8 protein-coding genes are annotated in these 20229 nt (G+C 69.1%); 3 read left to right on the plus strand and 5 right to left on the minus strand.

Annotated features, from left to right (window positions below):
* Positions 1–84 precede the first annotated feature (84 nt).
* Positions 85–1557, minus strand: a complete 1473-nt coding sequence (eccB, locus tag YWM_RS0117445) for a type VII secretion protein EccB (RefSeq protein WP_028851774.1) — start codon at positions 1555–1557, stop codon at positions 85–87.
* Positions 1558–1560: 3 nt separating this feature from the next.
* Positions 1561–2943: a type VII secretion integral membrane protein EccD gene (eccD, locus tag YWM_RS0117450; protein ID WP_028851775.1), complete on the minus strand. Its 1383-nt coding sequence runs from the start codon at positions 2941–2943 to the stop codon at positions 1561–1563.
* Positions 2944–3097: 154 nt separating this feature from the next.
* Between eccD and YWM_RS0117455 the strand changes: the two genes are divergently transcribed.
* The gene (locus tag YWM_RS0117455) at positions 3098–4570 is read left to right on the plus strand and encodes a protein kinase domain-containing protein (RefSeq protein WP_169721009.1); all 1473 of its coding nucleotides are present in this window, start codon (positions 3098–3100) and stop codon (positions 4568–4570) included.
* 112 nt (positions 4571–4682) lie between these two features.
* Here YWM_RS0117455 and YWM_RS0117460 read toward each other — a convergent pair whose 3' ends face one another.
* From YWM_RS0117460 to YWM_RS0117470, 3 genes are all read right to left on the minus strand, one after another.
* The gene (locus YWM_RS0117460; RefSeq protein WP_028851777.1) at positions 4683–17201 is read right to left on the minus strand and encodes a WXG100-like domain-containing protein; all 12519 of its coding nucleotides are present in this window, start codon (positions 17199–17201) and stop codon (positions 4683–4685) included.
* 88 nt (positions 17202–17289) lie between these two features.
* On the minus strand, positions 17290–17625 hold the full coding sequence (locus YWM_RS0117465; protein WP_028851778.1) for a hypothetical protein: 336 nt from the start codon (positions 17623–17625) through the stop codon (positions 17290–17292).
* Positions 17625–18032, minus strand: coding sequence for a YbaB/EbfC family nucleoid-associated protein (locus YWM_RS0117470; RefSeq protein WP_052345070.1), 408 nt, complete (start codon positions 18030–18032; stop codon positions 17625–17627). Before YWM_RS0117470 ends, YWM_RS0117465 begins: the two co-directional genes overlap by 1 nt.
* 174 nt (positions 18033–18206) lie before the next feature.
* Between YWM_RS0117470 and YWM_RS0117475 the strand changes: the two genes are divergently transcribed.
* Both YWM_RS0117475 and YWM_RS0117480 read left to right on the plus strand, forming a co-directional pair.
* On the plus strand, positions 18207–18557 hold the full coding sequence (locus YWM_RS0117475; protein ID WP_028851780.1) for a hypothetical protein: 351 nt from the start codon (positions 18207–18209) through the stop codon (positions 18555–18557).
* A gap of 36 nt (positions 18558–18593) precedes the next feature.
* A complete protein-coding gene (locus YWM_RS0117480; protein WP_028851781.1) occupies positions 18594–20204 on the plus strand; it encodes a hypothetical protein in 1611 nt (536 codons plus the stop codon).
* The last annotated feature ends 25 nt before the right edge of the window (positions 20205–20229 follow it).

Raw genomic sequence — 20229 nt, forward strand, 5'->3', positions numbered from 1 at the left:
CACCGAGAGCAATTCCGCTGGTCACGCCACAGATACCGCACGACCACACGATCGGGTTGGCACGTTCAGGCAGCGCAGTGCCGCTCAGCTGCCCTTGTTCGTCGGCCGCTCGGCGGGCTGCAACGCGGCGGCTTGGCTCAGGCTCGGACCGAGCGGAATCCGGGCGACGATCTCACTGGACATCCGCAACGGCCGAACCGACCCATAGCCCAAGATCTTCAGCGTCTCGGCCTCATCCAGCGGATACGCCCGCCCGCGATCGGTCACCACCAGCACCGTCCCGGCCAACGAGCCTTCTTCGTCGGACATCATTCCGGCGGTGGGGACGACCTCCACGATCGACACCCAGCCCGGCGGCACATACACCTCGTCGGCCAGCGGCAACCCGAGCCGGGAGATCCCCGGCGACGGCGCCATCATGCGCGTGGGCGGGAGCTGTGGATTGACCTGCACACGGGGGCTCGCCTGCCCGGAGTCGTAGGTGGCGCACACCGATGGCCGTCCGCGGCCGGGGTCGACGAACTCCGGTCGCGTGCTCGGCGGCGCGGCTTCTGACGGTGGCTTCGTCTCGATGATGTCCGCGTCGTTCACGTCGAACGCACTCACCTCGGCCGGCTTCGGTTCCGTGTTCCGGTACGCCTTCCGCGTGGTTTGCTCGTCGGCCAGCTGGATCTCGGCCTGCAACGGGGTGATCGGCCGCAGCGCCTTCCGGTGCGCCAGGTAGTACTGGTAGCCGCCACTTCGCGTGCTGGCCCGCAGCACTTCACCGGTGCGCAGGTAGTCCCGGCTGGCCACCGCGGACGACTTCTTGCCGAGGCCCGGGACCTTCAACGGCGCGATGGTCTCTCCCGTCGGCAGCGTGTCCAGCAGTTCCTTGCTGACATATCGCGGCGGCTGCCCCAGCAGCGCCAGCGCGCCCAGCACCGCCGCCTGGTTCTTGATCAGGTGCTTGTTGCCCTGCCACACCAGGTACGTGGTCTTCGTACCGGACTCGGTGAGCACCATGGCCTTGTCGCCCAGCGCCAGACCGCCTACCGGCTCGTGGCCGACCAGCAGTGTGGACTTCTCCGCGTCGCCACCCGACTCGTCGGTGATCGGCACCGAGCAGAGCGTCCAGCCCTTCAGCAGCACGCGATCGGCCGACGGCAACGAGTTCGGCGCGTTCGGGATACCGATCTCCGGCCCGCGCGGCACCCCGGCCAACGAGGCCTGCGACACCGACGTGGTCTCGGCGTAGTCGCCGAGCGCCAGCACCGCCGACGCGTAGTTGAGCACCGGGACGAGCTTGCCGCCCACGTAGATGTACTGGGTGCCGGTCTCCTTCTCCACCACCACGGATTTGCCGTCCCGCCAGGTGTTGTTGCCGCCGGGCACCAGCAACCCGAAGATCCACACCGCACCCAGCGACACGAACGCCAACAGGATGCTGAAGATCGCCACCATCGTCGGGCGGCGGAACGGCGGCGTCTCCGGATCCGATTCGCGCGTGATGATCGCCGACAGCACGCGCTGCACCATGAACTGATACGCGTGGAGCTGATCCCGCTTGCTGGCCACGACTCAGCCTCCGAGTCCGCGAACCCAGCCGAACAGACCGAGCACGCTGCACGCCACCGGCACCGCGAACAGCACGATCATCACTTCCAGCAGCTCGGCGTACCGGCCGACGTAGGCGCCTGGCGGTTTGCGGCTGTAGGTCATCCCGAGCGTCATCGCCACCGCCGCGGCGAGCAGCATGAGCGGTACCGCGACAGTCAGCAGCCTGCTTTCGTCGGCCATCAGCGGAATGAGCGCCGCGCCGGCGGCACCGGCCAGCCCGGCAATCATGATCGGCACCCGCTGGCGGATCGCCGGATACAGCCGTGCCCGGATCAGGAACCCGATGGTCAGCAGGAACAGCAGGATGATCGCCGACGTGCTGGCGTCCACCGCCAGCCAGATCTGGCAGCCGGCCGCCACCAGGCAGCTTCCCCAGATCATGCCGGTGAGCAGGCCGTCCGACCGCAGCACCGCGGCGTAGACCGCCGAGCGGGGCGGCTGCGGGTCGTCCCGCACCAGATCGGCCGACGTCTTGGGCAACACCGGCATCGGCAGCCTGCCCATCCTGATCGCCAACGGCCCGATCAGCGGGGAGAAGATCAGAACCGCCGCGCCGAGCAGGGCCGCCGACTCGACCGTGCTCACCCAGCCGATCACTTCCAGCAGCGCCCACAGACCGCCGAGCGCACCGAACGTCGCGGCGCCGACGAACACCGCGGCACCGTCGGCCACGGCGACGTAGCCCAGGATCGCGGTCAACAACAAGGCGGCGCAGCCGGTCAACGCGTGCGGGGTGGAGAACTCGCTCAACTGCGCCGAACCGCCCAGGGCCAGTGCGCCGCCGCAGGCCGCGGGCACCATCGCCAGAGCAGCGAGGACGGCACCGGCAGCGGCGTCACCGAAAGCTCGCGCGAGCAGCGTGCCCGCGCCGAGCAACAACGCCGCCAAGGTCAACGCGGTCCAGGTCGCGTCTTCCCAACTCGGTCCGGCACGCAGGATCGCAACCACGGCCAGCAGCACGGCGAACGCGGCCACTGCGAGCCCGGCGCGGCGGGTCTGCTGCGGACTCCAGAGCCGACCGGTCTTGCCCGCTCCGGAGGCGATGGCGTCGACCAGATCGTCGTACTCCAGCTCCGGCCAGTCCTCGATCCGGGGCACCAGATACAACACTTCCCCGTCGTGGACCTGGTAGGCGCCCAGCGCCCGGGAACTTTCGATCACCGTCCCGTCCGCGCGGCGCAGCACCCAGCCGCCGGTGAGGACCCCGTCGTCGGCCAGGCTCTCCCCGGCGCGACGCAACAGCGTCGGCAGGAGCTCTGCCATCGGAGCTCGCTCCGGTAGTGCCATGTCCATCCGACGGTGCGGCGTGACGATGGTCACCCGGACAAGTCCTACGGTCGTCATCGCTGATCCATCCGTCCCCGTTCACCCCGCTCGCTGCAGCAAGCTGCAACGGCGATCGGCTCATCGCTTCCGCTGCTCATCATGTGGTCGAGGTCGTGCCGGAAGACCGGCGCGGCAGCTAGCGGACAGCAGCCAGTGGGACGGAGTGCGCAGCATGGTCCGGCGGAAGCGCGCGCAGGGAGGCACGAAACCGGTTTCGGTGTCGGACCTGCGGCCGGGTGACCTCGTGCCGCTGGCTGACGGGCCGGCCGCGAACGTGCTTGCCGGTGTCGATCCGGTGACCGGCGAGACGTACGCGTTGAAGGTTTACCCGACTACGCTCGAGCCGCGCGTGCGGGAGGATGTCACCGTCGAGCTGGACCGGTTGGCGCGGGCGCGGGCGATGGCGCCGGTGCTGGTGGCAGACCGCGTCGTTCAGCACGAGGGACGCGCGGCGCTGCGGATGGAGTTGTGCGAACAGTCGCTGCCGCAGCTCGTTGCCAGCCGTGGACCCCTGTCGGTGTCCGATGCGTTAGCTCTGGGGGAAGCGGTCGCTGCCGCGGTTGCTGCCGTGCACCACGTCGACGTTGTGCACTGCGGCGTCACGCCAAGCAACGTGCTTTTTCGTGCGTCCGGGGAAGCGGTGTTGTCCGACGGTGGGACGGCGCTGCGCACGGCGTCTCCGTACGGACCGCACCGGGACACGACGTGTCTGCCGCCGGAGACGCTGCGGGACGAGGTGACGAGCCGAGCGGCCGACATCTATGGCATAGGTGCGGTCGTCTACTTCGCGCTCGCCGGGCGGCCGCCGCATGCCGGGCGTGGCATGTCGCGGATCGTCGACGTGACTCCGCAGCCGTTGACTCGCACGGATGTGCCCAGGCAGTTGGCCGAGTTGCTCACCACCCTGCTGCACCACGATCCAGGCGCCCGGCCGCCGGACGCCGCCGAGATCGCCGGGTGGTTCGCTCGCGCGGTCGACACGGGAACGGCGCCGGCCGTCGCTCTTGCTCCAGTCGCGCCACCCGAACCGGCCGTGCCGACCGGGCCGACGGGATTCGATGTGACCGTGCCGGGCGGGCCGACAGAGTTCGACGATTTCGCTGCGGTACCTCCGCCGGTCAGGGGCCGACCCGAGGTTTTCGACGACTTCAGCCGGCCGCCCGGCAATCCGGGGCGGCCTCCGGGGCGGCAGCTGGTCGCCGTGGTCGGCGCGCAGGCTCCTCGGCGCACGACGCTCGCGACACCGATCGCCGCCGTTCTCGGCTTGTGTCTGCTGGTGGTGGCAGCGGTGGTCATGTTGGCGAACGATCCGTACACCCCAGGGGCCCCGGCCGCCCCTCCGATCGTCGCGTCGGAGACGCCTGCGGCCCCGGTCGGGCAGGACGATGTCGACGTGGTGCTGCATCCGCCTCGGGACGAGGGCGAGTTCGTGACCCTGCGCTGGACGAGCTCGGCGCCCCTGGATTTCGCCGTCGTGGTGACCGACTATCGCGGCATCAGCCGGGCCGAAGTCGCCTACCGGAACAATTCGGCGCGCGTGAAGGTCAACCCGCAGCGCCCGTATTGCTTCGTGGTGCGCGGCAGCAATGCCGAACACACCTACGAAAGCGAACCGCGGGGTATCCGCGGCGCTCTGTGTCGCTGAGGGTGGTGGGGGTTGTGGCGCAGCGTCGTAGGCGCCTCGTCATCGGGCACGATCCGGCCGCGATCCTCGCGCGCCACCAGGCTCCGGCACCTCGTCGGTGATGCGCAGGGCGTCAGGCCCGGACGCTTTCCTCGTTGCCGGTGAACATGTCACGAATCTTCATGGTCCACCGGTTCGGTGGTACCTCGTCGGCGATCGTGGTCAGGCCGGCCTGCTTCAGCAGCTTGACCAGGGATTCCGTGTCGACCGGTACACGCTGGCGGTCCACGGACTTGTATGCGCGCAGAACGTGGACGGAGGTGCCGGGTGTCGCTTGCGTGGGCGTCCGCTTGACGTGGTCCTCCAGGACGCGATGCGGCCTACGGCCGGTTCTGGCCGATTCGGCCCAAGCGGCGCGCACGTCGGTGCCGGAGTTCAGCGCCGTCATGAGCAGCTGCGCGCCCATGGCGCCGAGCATCATCAGCAAAGCCGCCGCCATCAGCAGATCGTCCGGCAGGTTGCCGTGGGGCGCGTTGCCGTTGGGGGACCCGTTGGCCGGCGGGCCGCTGGGCGTGCCGAGCTGCGCGGGCGGTTCGAACAGTTCCGTGCGGCCGTCGCCGAGCCCGACCTCGACGCCGACTCCGTTGGCCGCCATGAGTTCGGCGATCCGGCCCAGGAGCTGGGGGTCGAGGATGCGCAGCAGCTGGTGGAGCAGCCGCTTCAGCTTCTCGAGGATGTCGTCGAGGTCCGGAAGGTCGGGCGCCGGTGTTTCGTCCGCGGGCGGCTGCTGGTCCGGTGGGTTGTCCTCCCCAGGGGTTCCCTCCGGCGGACGCGGTTCTTCCGGAGCCTCTTCGGGTGGGCAAGGCTGCTCGGGCTGGTCGTCTTCGGGCGGGCAAGGCTGCTCGGGCCGCTCGTCGTCCTCGGGTGGGCCAGGCTGCTCGGGTGTCCGATCGTCCTCGGACGAGTCGCTGTCGGTTGGGCGGTCCTCGCTGTCGTCGGCCGGTGGGCAGTCGGCCTTCGGTTCTGGGCGTGGCACGTGCGGACGTCGCGACTGCGGCCGCTCGGGCCGTGTCTCGGGTCGCTCGTCGGAGTCCTTCGGCGGGACGGGCAACTCCAGGTCGGGTAGTTCGGTCGGTTCGGCCGGGGGCTCCTCCTCTTCCTCCGGGGGGTCGAAGTAGATAGGGAACGGCCACGGCCTGCGACGCGGCCGGAGGAAGTCCACGCGCCGTCCGCGGCGGCGGCCGGTGGGAGTGTCGGGCCGGGAGGTCCGGCTGGTGTCCGGTCGATCGGGTTGCGAGCCGTCCGGGCGGGGGTCCACGGCCGGGTCGGAGTCGTCGTCGGCGCGGGGGGCCGTGGTCGGGTCGGCGGTGTGGTCGGCCCGGGGGTCCGTGGTCGGGTCGGCGTGGTCGGCGCGGGTGTCCGGGGCGGTGTCGGGCTGCCTGGCGTCGGGGCGGGACTCTGTGTCCGGGTTGGGCTGGCGGGCATCCGGGCGGGAGTCCTCGGCCGGCTCGGAGGCGTCGTCGGTGCGAGTATCCGCCGCGTCGTCGGCGTGCGGCTGGGTGCCGACCTTGTCGTCCCGGCGACGCTGAGCGTCCGGGTCCGGTCCGGCATCGGCATGCGGGTTCGCGTGGTCGGCGCCTTCTTGCCGGCCGGGGCGGTGGGCCTGCGGCTCGTCCGGGTGCGGCTCGCGGCTGATGAGCACGGTCGGGTTTTCGTCCATCGGGCTGGGCGCGATGAACTGGCCGGGACGCGGGGCCGGGACCGGCCGGTCGGCCGCGTCGTCGCGGGTCTGCGACTGAGCGTCTTCGGCCGGTGCGGTGTCCACCTGCTCGGCGGTTTCCGAGGGTGACGTCTCCGGTTCCGCCTCAGGACCGGCGGCCTGGGCGCTGTCGGACTCCTGGCCGGGCCGGGTGGTGTCAGGCTTCTGGCCGGGCTGGGTGTCGTTGGGTGCTTGGTCAGGCCGGCTGTCGACGGAGTCCCGGTCGGGCTGGATGCTGTCGGACTCCTCGCCGGACGGACCGTCCTCCTGTCCCTCGTCCCGCCGGGTGTCGTCCTGCCGAGTCGGTTGCGTGTCCTCGGTCGCCCGGTCCTGCTGAGCACCGTCGCGCGCCTGGTCGGCCTGAGTGACCTCGGGCTCCTGTTCGGGTTGGGCGGCGTCGCCGGGTGCGGCGCGGTCGATGACTACAGTGGATCGGTCGTCCATCGGGCTCGGCGCGGTGAACTTCCCGACGACACTCTCCTCCTTGTGGTCGGGTGTCGTCTCCTGGGGTGCGGGCTTGGTGACAAACGCGTCCGAGGGCACCGTCACCCGGGGACTACTGAGCACCGGCATGTAGTGCGGGTTGTTCACCGGTCCGGTCCGCAGCAGCGTCACCGTGTGCTCGGCATCTGCCGGGCCGTGGTCCTCGACGGCGCCGTCCGGCGCCACCACGGTCACCCGCACACCGGATGTCGCCGCGATGAGGCGTGGCAGCTGCCGGGCGAGCCGCCGGTCGATCTGGTCGGACTCGAGCGACTTGATAGCGCGCGTGCGGGCGTCGTGGCTGTGAAACTCCGGCAGGCTGTTCCACAGCGGCGTGTTCTCCGGTGCGTTGTTCTCCGACAGTTCCGCGGTCAGCTGCGACGACAGCGACTGGAGGTGGTCCTCGCCGGTGACGGCCTGCGCGGCGGCGAAGATGCTGCGCGGTCCGGGCGCCACCCACGACACCCGGCTTCCCTGCTCGCCGAGCGCGCGATACTGCTCGGGGCTCGGCGTGTTCGGGTCGCCGGTCACCAGCAGGAAGTTGTCGTCCAGCGCGCCCCGGTAGCGAGCGCCCGGCAGCGCCGCCGCCGCGCGCGCCGCGTTCGGCGCCCCACCGTTGATCAAGGCTTCCGCCACTGTGGCGATGTCCGCGGGCGCAGGGGGTTTGCCCGCGCCATGCACCTCGCCGGGCGCCAGCCCGTGGTAGTAGCGGTTGATGATCCGCTGCAGGATGCGTCTGAACTCGTCGGACGTGACCGCTTGCGGCGCCCGATCGGATTCGGACGACACGATGTCGTCCAGCGGACTCGAGCCCGGCAGCATGCTGTCGGCCTGCCCGGCGAACCACGACGGCCCCGTCTCCAGCGCCACCCGACGTTGGGCAGGCGTCAGCCCGTAGCGGAAGGCGAGCTGCCCGGCCAGATTGACGATCGCCTCGGTCCGAGGAGCCCCGGCAGAGTCCAGCAGGCCGGCGCGCCGCAACCGGTCGGTGAACTGCTGCGATTCGGTCTGCGCATCGAACCCGAACAGCGACGCAAGAACCTCGGGCGAGGGCGCGGGCGCGTCGACGGCGAATGCCTGCTCACGCAGTTCCCGCAACGCAGACACCAGGTCTTCCGGCGTCCCGCTCTCGTCCATGGCCAGGGTGAAGATGTCGCTGATACCGAGGTCGTTGGGACCGCGGTTCAGCTCGTGCACCAGCACCCGGTAGGTCAACTCGGACGGCGAACCGGTGCCGAATCCCGCGTCCGTCATCGCCTGCCGCACCGCCTCGGCGGCCCGATCCTTCGCCGGTATCGCCGATTCCAACAACTCGGACAGGCGGTCTTGCAGGGTCGGGGGTACCCGCACCAGCTCGGGGTCCGGCGCCCGGTTCTCCATCGCCGCGGCGAGCTGCTCGGCGAGCACTTCCTCCGCGGCACGCTCGGCCTGCGCCATCACGTCTTGCACCGGCAAGCCGTAGCGGGCGGCCAGTGCGGAGACGTCGTCGTACAGCCGTTGCACGGCGTCCGCCAGCGACATCCCGGTGCGGTGGGCGACGAAGTAGGCGGCGGTCGGGTCGACCCCGCGGGTCCGCAGCTCCGTCATCAGATCCGCGCTGATGTACTCCATGAACGGCCGGGTGAACGTGCCGTCCGGGTTGGCGCGGATGACGTCCAGCGAGCCGTCCACACCGGTCTCGTGCAGCACGACCGGCCGTCCCGAGCGGATGGCCAGCTGACGGGCCTCCGCCCGCGGCGACCGGGCCAGGTTCTGCCACTCCGAGTCGAATTTCGTCAGGTCGCCGGGATGCTGGGCGTTGTGCTGCTCCACCGCACGGTTGGCCGCGTCGATCATGTCGTTCGCCGCCTGCACCATGGCGGTCTTCTGCGCTTCGGCGGCCCGCATCGCGGCCTTGCGCTGGGCAGCGTGGGCCTCGTCGAACGTCCGCGACAACGACCGGTCGCCGTTGGCGTCCCGCATTTCCTGCAGCGCCCTGGCCGATTCGACGACCTCGTTCGCGGCGCGCAGTGCTCGTGACGCGTGCGAGTCACCGAACGCGTCGATGTTGGGATTGGCGGCGCGAACGCGGTTCATCGCCTCCTGCACGACTGCCGCGCGCTCGGTCATCTCCGCGATGAGCCCGGCGTTCGGGTCGCTGACCGCTACCGGTGGCGTGGCGGAGCGCGCGAGCGACTGCTGCATCTCCGCTTGCGTGACCGGATCGGCGAGCGTGTAGCCGTCGAGGTCGAACGAGGGCGAGCTGGGGGTGGTCGGGATGCTGTGGTCCCCGGCGAGCGAGCCACCGTCCTCGGTGAGGTACAGCTCGGCGCGTGCCTGTGCCAGGTCTGCCAGGGACTCCAGCTGCTGCTGCAAGGCGGGCAGATCTGCCTCATAAACGATGAACGTCGCCTGACCGAGCTCGGGGAACCGGTAGCGGCCGTGCTGCCCCTCGAACTGGAGCAGCTGCCGCTCGGCATTGATCGGCCCATTGTTCAGCGTGATGTCGAAATCGGCGGTCACCTGAGCCTGTACCAGCACACGGGGGCCCTTCTCCTTGCCCGCGTGCTCGATCCGGTACCCCGCCGAGGTCTTGCCGTCCGCGCCCGAGCCGAAGGTGGCGCCGTGCTGCGGGATCCCGATCCTCGCCAGCATCTGGCGGATGACACCGAACGGGTTCTCGGCCTTCGGACTCCATTCGACGTCCCGGCCCGTGGTGTGCGAGAGCGACTCTTGCTTGCGGTTGATACTGCCGAGGCCGCCGTCGTCGGTCAGTCGGGTGACCTGCACGTTCGAGAAGCTCAGCTTGGTGGTGACCGTGACGGTGTCGCCCGGGTGGTTCGGCAGGTCGATCGTGGCGGTGTGCCCGTCGCGGCTGGCCATCGCCGGCAGGTTGACCTTGGTGGACTCGGCGGTCAGCAGTTGGCGGGTGATTCGGTCCGCCGCGGAGTAGTCCCGGTCCACGAAACCGCTGCCCCGCTCGCCCGGTCCGAAGTCGGACTCGGTGTCGGTCAAGCCTTGCAACAACACCTCGCGCAGGGCATTCTGCAGCGCCTCGACCGGGACGTGGTTGCCCGCTGCCCGGTTCGGCAGCTCCCGCACCTCGCCCACCGGCAACTCGGTCAGCGTCTCGGACATCGCGTCCGCCGGGTCGGTGGCCAGGTCGGCCGCCACGTTCAGCTCGATGGTGCCCGCGAAGTGCAGCGGAGGGTCCTGCTTCGCCTCGGTCGCCTCGGTCGGCTCGGACTTGATCGGTGTCCGCCGTACGTCGACCACCATCTGCATCGGGGATTCCACCTGGTAGGTGCCCGAGTGGTGGCTGATGTTGATGTTGATGTGCTCGGTGGTGATTCCGGAACTGGACGAACCCGGGTTGTTGCGGCCGGTCTCGCCGCTGGGCGACTCCTGCTCGTTCTCGGGACTGAGGTTGGCGCCGGCTTCGAACGCGCGACCGTGGGTGGTCGCCTCCTTCGTCGTGCGGAACGAGTAGGACTGGTCCTGGATGAAGCCGTTCCGGTCGTATCCGGTGATCCTCGGTTCGCCGACCGGTTCGAACCGGACGAACACCTCCAGCTGCTCGCGGTTGTTGATCGGCTGGGCCATCACTCGATGGTCGACACCGGTACCTTCCCGCACGAGCTTGCGCATTCGCGACGGCGTGAACTCCTGCGCCAGCGCTTTGCCGAGCATGCTCGCGCGGTGATCGTCGCCCAGCACCTTGTGGACGCGCTGTATCACCTCCTCGGCGGGCGAACCTTTCGCGAAACGGACCTCTTCCACAGCCGCCAGTGCGCCGATGCCCCACAAACTGGACAGGAACTCCGGCAGGGACCGGGTCTTGTCGACCGGCAGGAACGACCCGAGGCGATCCAGCTTCTGAAGGTGCTCGGCGTTGTCGTCCTTGCCCGCCAGGTCGTCACGCAGTCGCTGGGCGGCCCGTTCCGCCACGTCCGGGGGCGTGCGATTGTCGCCGTCCCGAGCGCGTTGCAACGCTTCCAGCACCGCCTCCGGCGGCAGGTTCAGCTTCCTGCCGGCGTAGAAGCGCAGTGCATCGGATTCGGCGAGGGTCCAGGTGATCTCGCCGGGGACCGTCTCGGACGCCTGCTGCTGGACAGCGCTCGGATCGGCCGTGGACGTGACGATCAACGACGGCCGCGTGCGGAAGATGAACCGCTGTTCGTTGCTGACGTTGATGTCCTCGGTCCCGGTCATCCTGCTGTAGTCGCGACCGCGGTTGACCGAGGTGCCGCGCGTCGCCGAACCGCCGACCGACATGTCGGCGGGGTCGATGTCGGCCTCGCCAGGGGCGATGCTGCGGTTCCCGCCCCTGCCGGTGACCAAGGAGGTGAGCCAGCCGAACATGTTGAGCGAGATGCGGCCGTGCACGGCCTTTTTCTCTTTGCCCAGGTACGTGGTGTCGCCCAGGACGTTGCCGTGTTCGTCGGTGGCGACCTTCACCTCGACGGATTGCCTGAAGCCGACCTTGTCGGGCAGCCCGTACTCGATGCCCGTCCGCCCCTCGACCATCGGCTTGAAGTAGTCGCGGATGGTTGTCGAGTCGGTGAGCGAGGCGAGGGCGGCGCGACCCACCGGACCGTCGAAACCGTCGTCCGACCGCGCCATTCGGAAAATGGGGTCGGCCGACTCGACGGCCTCCCCGGTCACCTTGGTGGCTGCGTCGTGCAGGCCTTTGACCGAGGCGTCGACGATCGCGGCGCCCGCGCTGGTCAGCACGTCGCTCGACGTGGTGCCCTCGCTGGCGACGAAGTCCTGCTCCGGCTGCACGAACGCGTCCGGCATGAGCAGTTCCGTGCTGACGCCGAAGTGATCGGTTCCGTTCTCGTCGGTGATGCGAGCCGTGTGTTTGCCTTCCCGCAGCTCGACGAACATCTTCTGCTTGACGCGCCACGCGTGGGACGGGCTGCCTGCTTGCTGCTCCAGCAGCGACACCAGGTTCGACCGCTGGGACGTGTCGTTGCGTGCCGAGATCGAACCGGACTTTCCGCGGCGATACCACCAGATCTTTCTGCCGACGTTGCCGTCGACGCTGCCTGAGACGCCGTCGGTGGACGTGCTCTGTCCGATGTCCAGGTGCACCTGGACCCGGTCGGTGGTGGAGCCGAGGTATTCGGAGTTGGTGACCTCGTCGAGGCGCAGGTGGATCTCCACGAACTTGTTCCGGCCGAACACGGCGGGCTTCTGCAGCCACAGCCGGATGCCGTCCTGGCTGAGCTGGTCGTAGCGGGTCTCCAGGCCCTCCGGGTCCAGCTGCTGGGTGAGCACGGCGAGATTGCGCTGCTGCACCTCGGCGGTGCGTTTGGAGACCCGCCTGCCCCCTTTCGGTAGGTAGCCGCGCTCCTTCAGCTCCTTGAACAGCCGATCGCGCATCGCGGCCACGTGGTGGTCGTTCTCCGGCGCGGGGGCGTCGGTCTGCCGCATCCCGCGGGCGATCCCGACGCCGATCCGCGGGCGCCCGTGGGCGTCCAGCGGCAGGTTCGGCGTCGGTTTGTCGGCCTTCTTCGTCGGGACGCCGCGGAGTTTGCCGTTTTTCGGATCCCCGTCGAACGCCTCCTTGCCGACCGGCAGGCCGTATTCGTACGCCTCGGGTGCGCGCATGCGAGCCAGCACGGTGTCGTCGACGGTGATCTTGTCGCTCGTCGTCCGGTCGTCGAATTCGACCTCGACGGTGTGGGTGGCCGGAATCTGGTACTGGTAGCTCGGGCCGGCCCAGCGGTCGACGAACACCCGGATGCCGAGGATGCTCGCTGCGGCGTTGTGTGCCCAGGAGCGGTTTACCGCTCCGGACAGTTCGAACACGCGCAGCGCCTCGGCGACGTTGTGCACCCATGGAGGAATCACGCCCTCCGGAAGCTCGATGCCGAGCATGTCCAGCAGGTCCAGTTTGGCCGAGGCGCTGCCTTCCCAGGTGACGGTCCGAGCGGCGTTGGTTCCGGCGAAAGTGAACGCGACCCGAACCTGTTCCAGGAACAGGTCCTTCTTCCACCCGCCGGTCATTTCGGCGTTCTCCGGCGCCAGCGCGGTGCGGACCTTGACGGTGGCGATGTGCTTGCCGTGCACCTGGATCGGCAAGGTCAGCCGGGAACGCAGGGCGTCGGGGAAGCGGGTCTGCAGGTCGGCGAGCCTGATGCGGACGTGATCACGGACCACCGGGTCGTCGGCGTACTCCGGTGCCTTCTTGGCGATCGCTTTCATGACGCGGTCGACGATCTTGTCGATGTGCGCCAACGCGTTGGCCGCCATGAAGTCCGGCGGCGGGGTGTTCTTCTCGACTTGCTTGGAGTACTGCTCGTTCTTGGGCGGGACGTTCCACGCCGCGTCACCGACGGAAACCCAGGTGGTCTTGCCGGAGAAGGTCACCGTGTTGGCGGTGTCGCGTCGGCCGGTTTCGTCGATCGGCGTGACGATCATTTCGGCCTTGACGTGGTAGTCGCGCGCGTCGCCGCGGTTGATCACCGCCGCGACGCTGGCTTCGGAGCGCGTGCTGGCTTCGAGGGACGCCTCGTGCGATGTGCTCCGCTTCCCACCGGCTACAACGACCCCCGCGGCGTGGTAGGTGCCGTGCTTGTGCGACTCGGCCACCTCCGGGCCGCCGCCCGGCTGCAGGGTGTTGAGGATGCCCTCCGTCGGCGTGCTGCCGAGGTAGGCCTGTTTCGGTTCGGTGAGCGCGAGTTTGACGTGGAATTTGCGGTTGCCGATCGTGATGATGGCCCCGTCGACGTCGGTGATCTTCTCGCCGGGGCCGGGTGGCGCGAGGAGGCGGTTCCAGTCGTTGAGCAGCTCTTGTTCGACCGTGGTGGTGTTGGCGTCGCCGCGCTCGGCCTCGGGCACCAGGTCGAGCAGCTCCTCGACGTAGGGCATCCGGCCCCTGGGGTGACCGCTGTGGATGGCCGCCGCCACGACGCGCTCGTTGTTGGTCGGTGGGTCCAGCGCCTTGTCCAGATCGCTCTGCGGTACGTCGTCGGGGGACGGTGTGGTGGTTTCGGACTGGTCGGCAGGCGGTGATGCGTTGTCGTCGGTCGTCTCGGACGTGCCGGGCTCGGTGTCCTGCCCGGATTCGGTCGCTTCGGGCGCGGAGTCGCGTCCGGGCGTATCGGTGGTGTCCTGCTCGCTCGTGCCGGGTGGGGAGTCTGGCGCCTTGTCGCTTGCCGGCTCGGGGGTCTCGGTCAGGAAGCGGCGGGCTATCTGCGCGATGTTGTTGTAGCTGTCGAAGTTGATGCGCACCCAGCGCAGCGACTTGCGGGCGGCGATGAGGTTGTTCAGCTGGTCGATCTGTTGCGGCGTGAACTGACCGACATTGATCGTGACGCTCAGCGGTCGTTGCCGGCGTTTGCCGCCTGCGGCCTTCTCCCGGGGACCGTTGACCAGCTCGTCGACCTGGTTGACCACGTCTTCCGGGGTTTGGCCCGGCCGCGGCACGACCAGCGCACTCATCGAACGGCCGGAACCGATCAGTTTGACGCCGTCCGGTCCGATCCGGCGGTTGATTTCGTCTTCGATGAGCTGTGCCGGGCCGTCCGGCGGCAGCTCGGGCTTCTTCGACGGTGGCGTGGTCAGGTCGGCCGGGGACAACTTGCCGCTCGCGTCGATGACGAGCACGCGGTCGCTGAGCCTGCCGAATTGCGCTCGCAGCTGGTTCACCGCATCCGCGCCCAGCCCGGTGACCACGAGCGGTACGAACGGCAGGTGCTGCTGGCCGAGGGTCTTGCGGACCAGGTCGGCCAGTTCGATGCGCCGTTGTATGGAGAAGAAGTCGTCCGGCGTCACCGGGATCGCGTCGAAGTACTTGCCGCTGTTGGCGTCCCGCCAGGAGCCGATGCGGCCGGGCACGTCTTCAAGCGCCAGCTGTGGAATCTCGCCGCGCTTGGCGCCGTTACGGACCTCTTGCTCGATGAGCTCTTTGATCGGCGCGAGCTTCTTCCTGGCCGCGGCCGCAGGGTCGGTGTCCTCGGCCTTGGCGTGCTCGGGGTTGGGCTCGGCGGCGTGGGACTCGACCCGGCTGGTGTCTTCGGGCTTGGCCTGATCGGTGTTGGTGTCGCGCCCGGTCTGTTCGGCTCCAGCTTGCTCCGTACCGGCGTCGCGCTCGGCTTGCTCGGCGTCGTGTTCGGTCTTTTCGGACTTCGCTTCGGGCGCAGTCTGGTCGTCCTCGGCTACGCGGTCCGGTGCTTTGTCCGCTACGCGGTTCTGCTCGTTGGCGCGCTGAGTCCTGGCGTCGTTGGCGGAGGTGGTGTGTGACGGGCCGCCGGTATCGACCGGCGCGATCACGACCGGACCGCTTGCGCCGTCCTCCGCCGTGGGGGTCGTGCCGTCCTGCGTGTTCGAGTCACCCGGGGTGGATTGGCCGGCGCTGTCCTGCGAGTCGGTCGGCCGGCCGTCGAGGTTGGTGTCCTGCGTGGCCGACTGGTTCTCGGCGACCTGACCGTCGGTGGGGCCGTTCTGCTCGGTCGTCCCCTGCGATGCGTCGTCGGTCGCAGTGGCGGCGTCTTGCTCGGTGCGGTTGTCCGAAGTCTGATCTTGCCCGGTCTGGTCGCTACCGGGCTGGGAGTCAGCAGCCTGATCGTTCTGCGCGGCCTGATCAACGACCGTGGTGTCCACCGCTGAGTCGGTCGTGTCGTTCTGACCTGCGTCGGCCTGCCCCGACGTGACATCGCCAGCGGCTTCGTCCTGCTGCTGCTCGACCGCCGTGTCGTCGGGCGAGCCGTCGTGGTGCGTGTCGGTCCCGTGCGTCGTCGCCGAGGTCGGTGCCGCGCCGGACCCGACACCGCTCCCGCCGCCACTGCCTAGGCCCGCCGTACCTGCGCCTGCGCCGCGGGGCGGGACACCGCTGCTGTTGTCGTGGTTCTGCGTCGCTCCGGAGTCGGGCGCCGACGGCTGCGCGTCGGTCTGCCCGGGGCCGCTTGCCGCTTGTTGTGCCGCCGGACCCTGACTGGTGGATGCTTCTTGAGAGGTGCCTGCTGGCGGCTGCGAGCTGGTGGCGTCGGTGCCGCCTTGACTGGCTGCTCCGGTGGTGCTGTCGACGGACGTCTCGGCCGCCGCGGGCGCTGCCCCGGTGGCCTGGTCGCCTGGGGTAGTGACACTCGGCGCCGCGCCGGTGGCTTGGTCGCCGGACGTGTTGGCGTTCGGCTGACCGACGGCCGCCTGATCTCCGGTGGGCGCGGTCCCTGCGGAGCCTGCGGTGTCGGGGGCGGTCGCGCCGTCGAGTCCGTGCTGGTAGCTCTCCCACGGTGAGGACGCCGGAGGGGCGTTCGTGGCTCCGTTTCCCAGATTGGCGCCGTCGACCGCGGTGGAGTTCGGCGGCGGTGGTCCGTCCGGTGGGAGGACCCGGTTAGCGACCTCGTGGATCGTGCCGTGTATCGCGCCGATCGATCCTGACCGGCCGCCGTCCTTGAGGATCGCTTCGCCGTACTGCTTCAGGTTCCACCACTGCTTCGGCTCCTGGCCCTCCGGCGTCTCCTCCGTGACGCTGGCGACGAAGTGCGACGAGGTCGGGGACGCGACTGCGTTGCCCGTTGTGCTGCCGATCACGTTCGCTGCCGTCTTGTTGGGCACGACCTTGTTGACCGCGGCGCGGGTGGCGTTCGACGGCACCACGCTGACGGTGCCCGCGAAACCGGACTGGGCAACCTGGTCGGTCTTGAACCCGCGCCCGGCCTTGTCCGCCCCGAACGTCATGGCCGCCAGCTGTCCGCCGGTGTCGACGGCGGCTTCCTGGGCGCCTTCCTTGATGCCTTCCTTGACGCCGTGCTTGAGCGCGTTGGTGACCAGATCTCCCCCCAGCGGAGCTAGACGTCCCGGTGGTCGTCTGAGCATCGCGGCAGCCGCACGGGCGCCGAACTGGGCGATCTTGTTGGCGATGAAGCTGGCCAGGTGCTTGGCGACCAATTTGCCGAAGAAACGGCCGAGGAACGTGCCCGCTCCACCAAGCCCGACGAAGCCGGCCGTGTTCGCCAGCACCTCGATGACGATCTGTGCCTTCGTCTCGAACAGCTCGCGCGCATAGTCATAGGCCAAGTTGGCCAGCTGGACCATGGCGGCGTGGACGCCCCACAGCGACTCGATGAAGGTACGGGTCCGCTGCACATACATTTGACCGGCGGCGTCGGGCCATGCCGTAGCGATGGCCGATGCGGCCGCACCGGCCTGCTGGATCAAGGCTTCCACCGCGTTGGCCGCGTCCATCCACGCGTCGCCGAGCGCGTTGGCATCGCTGTGGCTGTCCTGCGGCCAGGGGTTGATCCAGTTCAGGATGTATTCCCACAGCGGCCCTCCGGGCGGGCCCAGGTCGCCGAACAGCCCTTCGAAGTCACCGGTCGACACGTGTTCCGCGCCGACCCGCTCCCCACCTCCCGGTGGCGCCTTGCCGACCTCCGGCGGCTGGGCAGCTTCCGCAGGCGGGCCGCCACCGTCGGCCACCGGCGGCGGGGCGGGGGCACGCCCGGGCGGAGTGCTCCCAACTGGGCTGGTATCGCCCCCGTCGGGTGGGGCCGGGGCCGTCACGGATCTACTCCGCTTCCGCCAGACCGGACACGGCTTTGTCGATGTTGGCCGCGTCTTGCGCGTTGGTCGTCGTGTAATCGTCGACGCTGGCGACCCCCGCGTCGCGGGCAGCCATCAACCGCGGCCCGATTTGATCGGCGTCCTCGCGCGTCGGCACGGCCAGCGGCAGATAGTTGTCCATGAAGGCCGCGCCGAGGTGTGGCTTGCCGAGCTGGCCTTCCAACCGGATCGTGGCCTCCCGCGCCGCAGCCCATGCTTGCGTGAACGTCGTCGCCGCATCGGCGAGCTGCTGGAACGCTTGATGCGCCGCCGACGGCTGCATGTCCTGCATGCCATTCATCAGCGCCTCCCACCCAGCAAACGGTCGATGGCCTTGCCGGAAGCGACCTGTTCGATCTCGTGCAGAGCGGGATCCACGGTGACGTCGAGCGGACCTTCGAGCAGGTCCTCGCCGAGCACGTCGGTCAGCTGCCTGGCCGCTTCCTGATTCGCTTTGCCGGTAGCGGTCCGGATCGTGTCGAGAATCGTCTCGGCGAGACCATCCGAATCCGGCTGCCGGTAAATGCGCGGATCCAGCACGAGATCGGTCAATTCGCCCGCCGCGGTCACGGTCACCGTGACCAGACCGTCGTCGGATTCCTCGGTCACCCGGATGTCGAGAACGGTGTCCCGGGTTTTCCGGATGAGCTCGGCATGTTCCTGGGCGTGCAACATCACGTCGTTGAGTACGCGCGACGAGAGCTCCACAGCGCACCTCCATGACCCTGGCGCCTACAGCGTCGCCGCTGGAAGCGGTGCGTGCGGCCAGGTGACCGCTTGCGGCCAGCCACGCCGATGGCCGGTTGCTGTCGCCGCGGGGTCCGTTGGCAGGCGGTCGTGCTTTGCTGTGCTCGCCAAGCTTGCCTGAAGTGGAGGACCACCATGGCCGGGAACCAGCAGCATGGTGTCTTTGAAGGCATCGAACGGTTGGGCAGAACCATCCACGACTCGATCAACAATGCGTTCGACAACAACCTGATCGATCAGAGCGCGACGGCGTCGGAGGAAAAGTGCGGCAAACCCACGATCGGTGGTGGCTGCACGGCGGTGCTGTCGGTCATGAAGTCCATCGTGGCCGTGCAGAAGCAGTTCGCCACGAAAGCGCTGCAGGGCGCCGTGAAGTATCACAACGTCGCCAGCGAAACCGCGCGGGACTACGCGTCCACCAATGAGATGGATGCCGCGCGAATCAAAGCGATCGCGAACGAGATCGACGAAGCCGTGTCGGTGTGAGCTTTTCGCGAACGCTGCTGAGCCGAAGGACGTGCCGTGACCGAGCCGATGTCCACCGCGCAGGTGGTCGCTGGGCAGATCGAGCAGTTGCGCTCGCAGCTGACGGAGATCCAGACAGAGATCGTCGCGCAGCTGAGTCACCGTGGTCCGTTCAATTCTTTCGGCGCCAGTCAGGCCGGGCTGGCGAAGCAGGTGGCCACGAGCGCAAATCGCATACGGAATGTTCGCAACCAAGTACATGAAGTATGGGACGACGCCGCCGGCGAAACATACGGCACAGCTGTCGATCGCAGCAGCCGGTCGATGGAAGCGTTCGCGAGCGCCATCCAGGGGGCGAACCCCGCGCTGATCATGCAGAGCGCGGTGGAAAGAATCACCCAGGACGACACCAGCATCGCTGAGCTGGTGCGCAGCTTCGAACAGCAGGCGGCCCAGCTCTTGGCACAAGCCAAGCAGCCAGGAGCACAGATCAATCTCGCTCCGCTGGTGGAGATCGTGCGAGACGCGGAAAACATCCGCCAGGGCTTGGACACGTTCCTGCACCAGGTGGCCGGCGACCTGAACAAAATCGCTGCCGACATGCCGGAGTGGGCAGGCCCGGAGGGCGGCGGAAACCCGGCCACCTCCACCCGGGTGAACGGACCGTCGACAACCAGCGCCCCGAGCGGACCAACCAGCGCCAACCCCACGGACATCACTGGCATCAGTCAGACGCCGCAGCAAACCGACAGCCATCTCGTGCAGCAGCAAACGGTCCCCATCGACGGGCAAACGGCCAAAGTCGAGGGCACCACGGCCCCCATCGACGGGGGTGTTCCGAATGGTGTGACCGACGGGATGGGCGCGGTCGACACCTTCGGTGCGGGCATGGATCCGGCCCTTGCCACTGGAGCGGACGGCCTCGGCTCCGATGGGCTCGGCGGTGTGGACGGCGCCGAGAACGGTGCGCTCATGCCGGTCCGCCCGGTGCCGGGCGCCATCCCCGGGCTCGGCAACAACAGGAGCATCACCCCTGGTGTCGGGCGCAACCCGTTTCCCGGCACCTTGCCAGACATCGCACGGAGCCTCGGCGATCGCAACGACATCGGCGGCATGGGGGTGCCACCCGCACTCAGGGGTGCGGACGGCGGTGGCGGAGGTATCGGCGGGATCGGCGATGTCCCGGGCGTGCACGGGCCACCGACACTGCAAGCCGCGGACGTCCCAGCCGACCCGGAGCTGCCCGGCGTCGCGCAACTGGCCGGTGGCAGCGAGTCCCCGCATGACCCGTCCGGTGTCTTCGGTGCACCGGGCGATGCCGGCCCGCCGGACCAGCAGGCGATGCCGCCGATGATCCCGCCGATGGGCGGCATGGGCGGCGCGGGTGCGATGGGTTCCGCGCTTGCCGGCAACGGTGCGGGGCAACCGGGCGACGGTACCGGCGAGGGCAGCCCCCACCGCAGACGTCCGGTGAAGAACGTGCCGGGTGTACCGCAACGGCTCCGCGGTCGCGCCGGGATGCTGGACTCCACGCCGGCGTTTCTGGCGTCGTCGGCGCGCAAGGCCGGCGAAGAGCCCGCGACGTCTGCCGCCGAGTTGCTCGACGAGGAGCTCTGGCGGGTCGAGGACAAACCCGCCGCGCCCAAACGCAGGTTCGGCACCGGCTGAGGCTCACCCCGTGCGATGACCCGTC

Source organism: Thermocrispum municipale DSM 44069 (assembly GCF_000427825.1).
Classification (GTDB): domain Bacteria; phylum Actinomycetota; class Actinomycetes; order Mycobacteriales; family Pseudonocardiaceae; genus Thermocrispum; species Thermocrispum municipale.

Excerpts from the sequence above, each read along its gene's own strand:
- YWM_RS0117465 (WP_028851778.1), bottom strand. The coding sequence starts at position 17,625 with ATGAATGGCATGCAGGACATGCAGCCGTCGGCGGCGCATCAAGCGTTC.
- YWM_RS0117475 (WP_028851780.1), top strand. The coding sequence starts at position 18,207 with ATGGCCGGGAACCAGCAGCATGGTGTCTTTGAAGGCATCGAACGGTTG.
- eccD (WP_028851775.1), bottom strand. The coding sequence starts at position 2,943 with ATGACGACCGTAGGACTTGTCCGGGTGACCATCGTCACGCCGCACCGT.
- YWM_RS0117455 (WP_169721009.1), top strand. The coding sequence starts at position 3,098 with ATGGTCCGGCGGAAGCGCGCGCAGGGAGGCACGAAACCGGTTTCGGTG.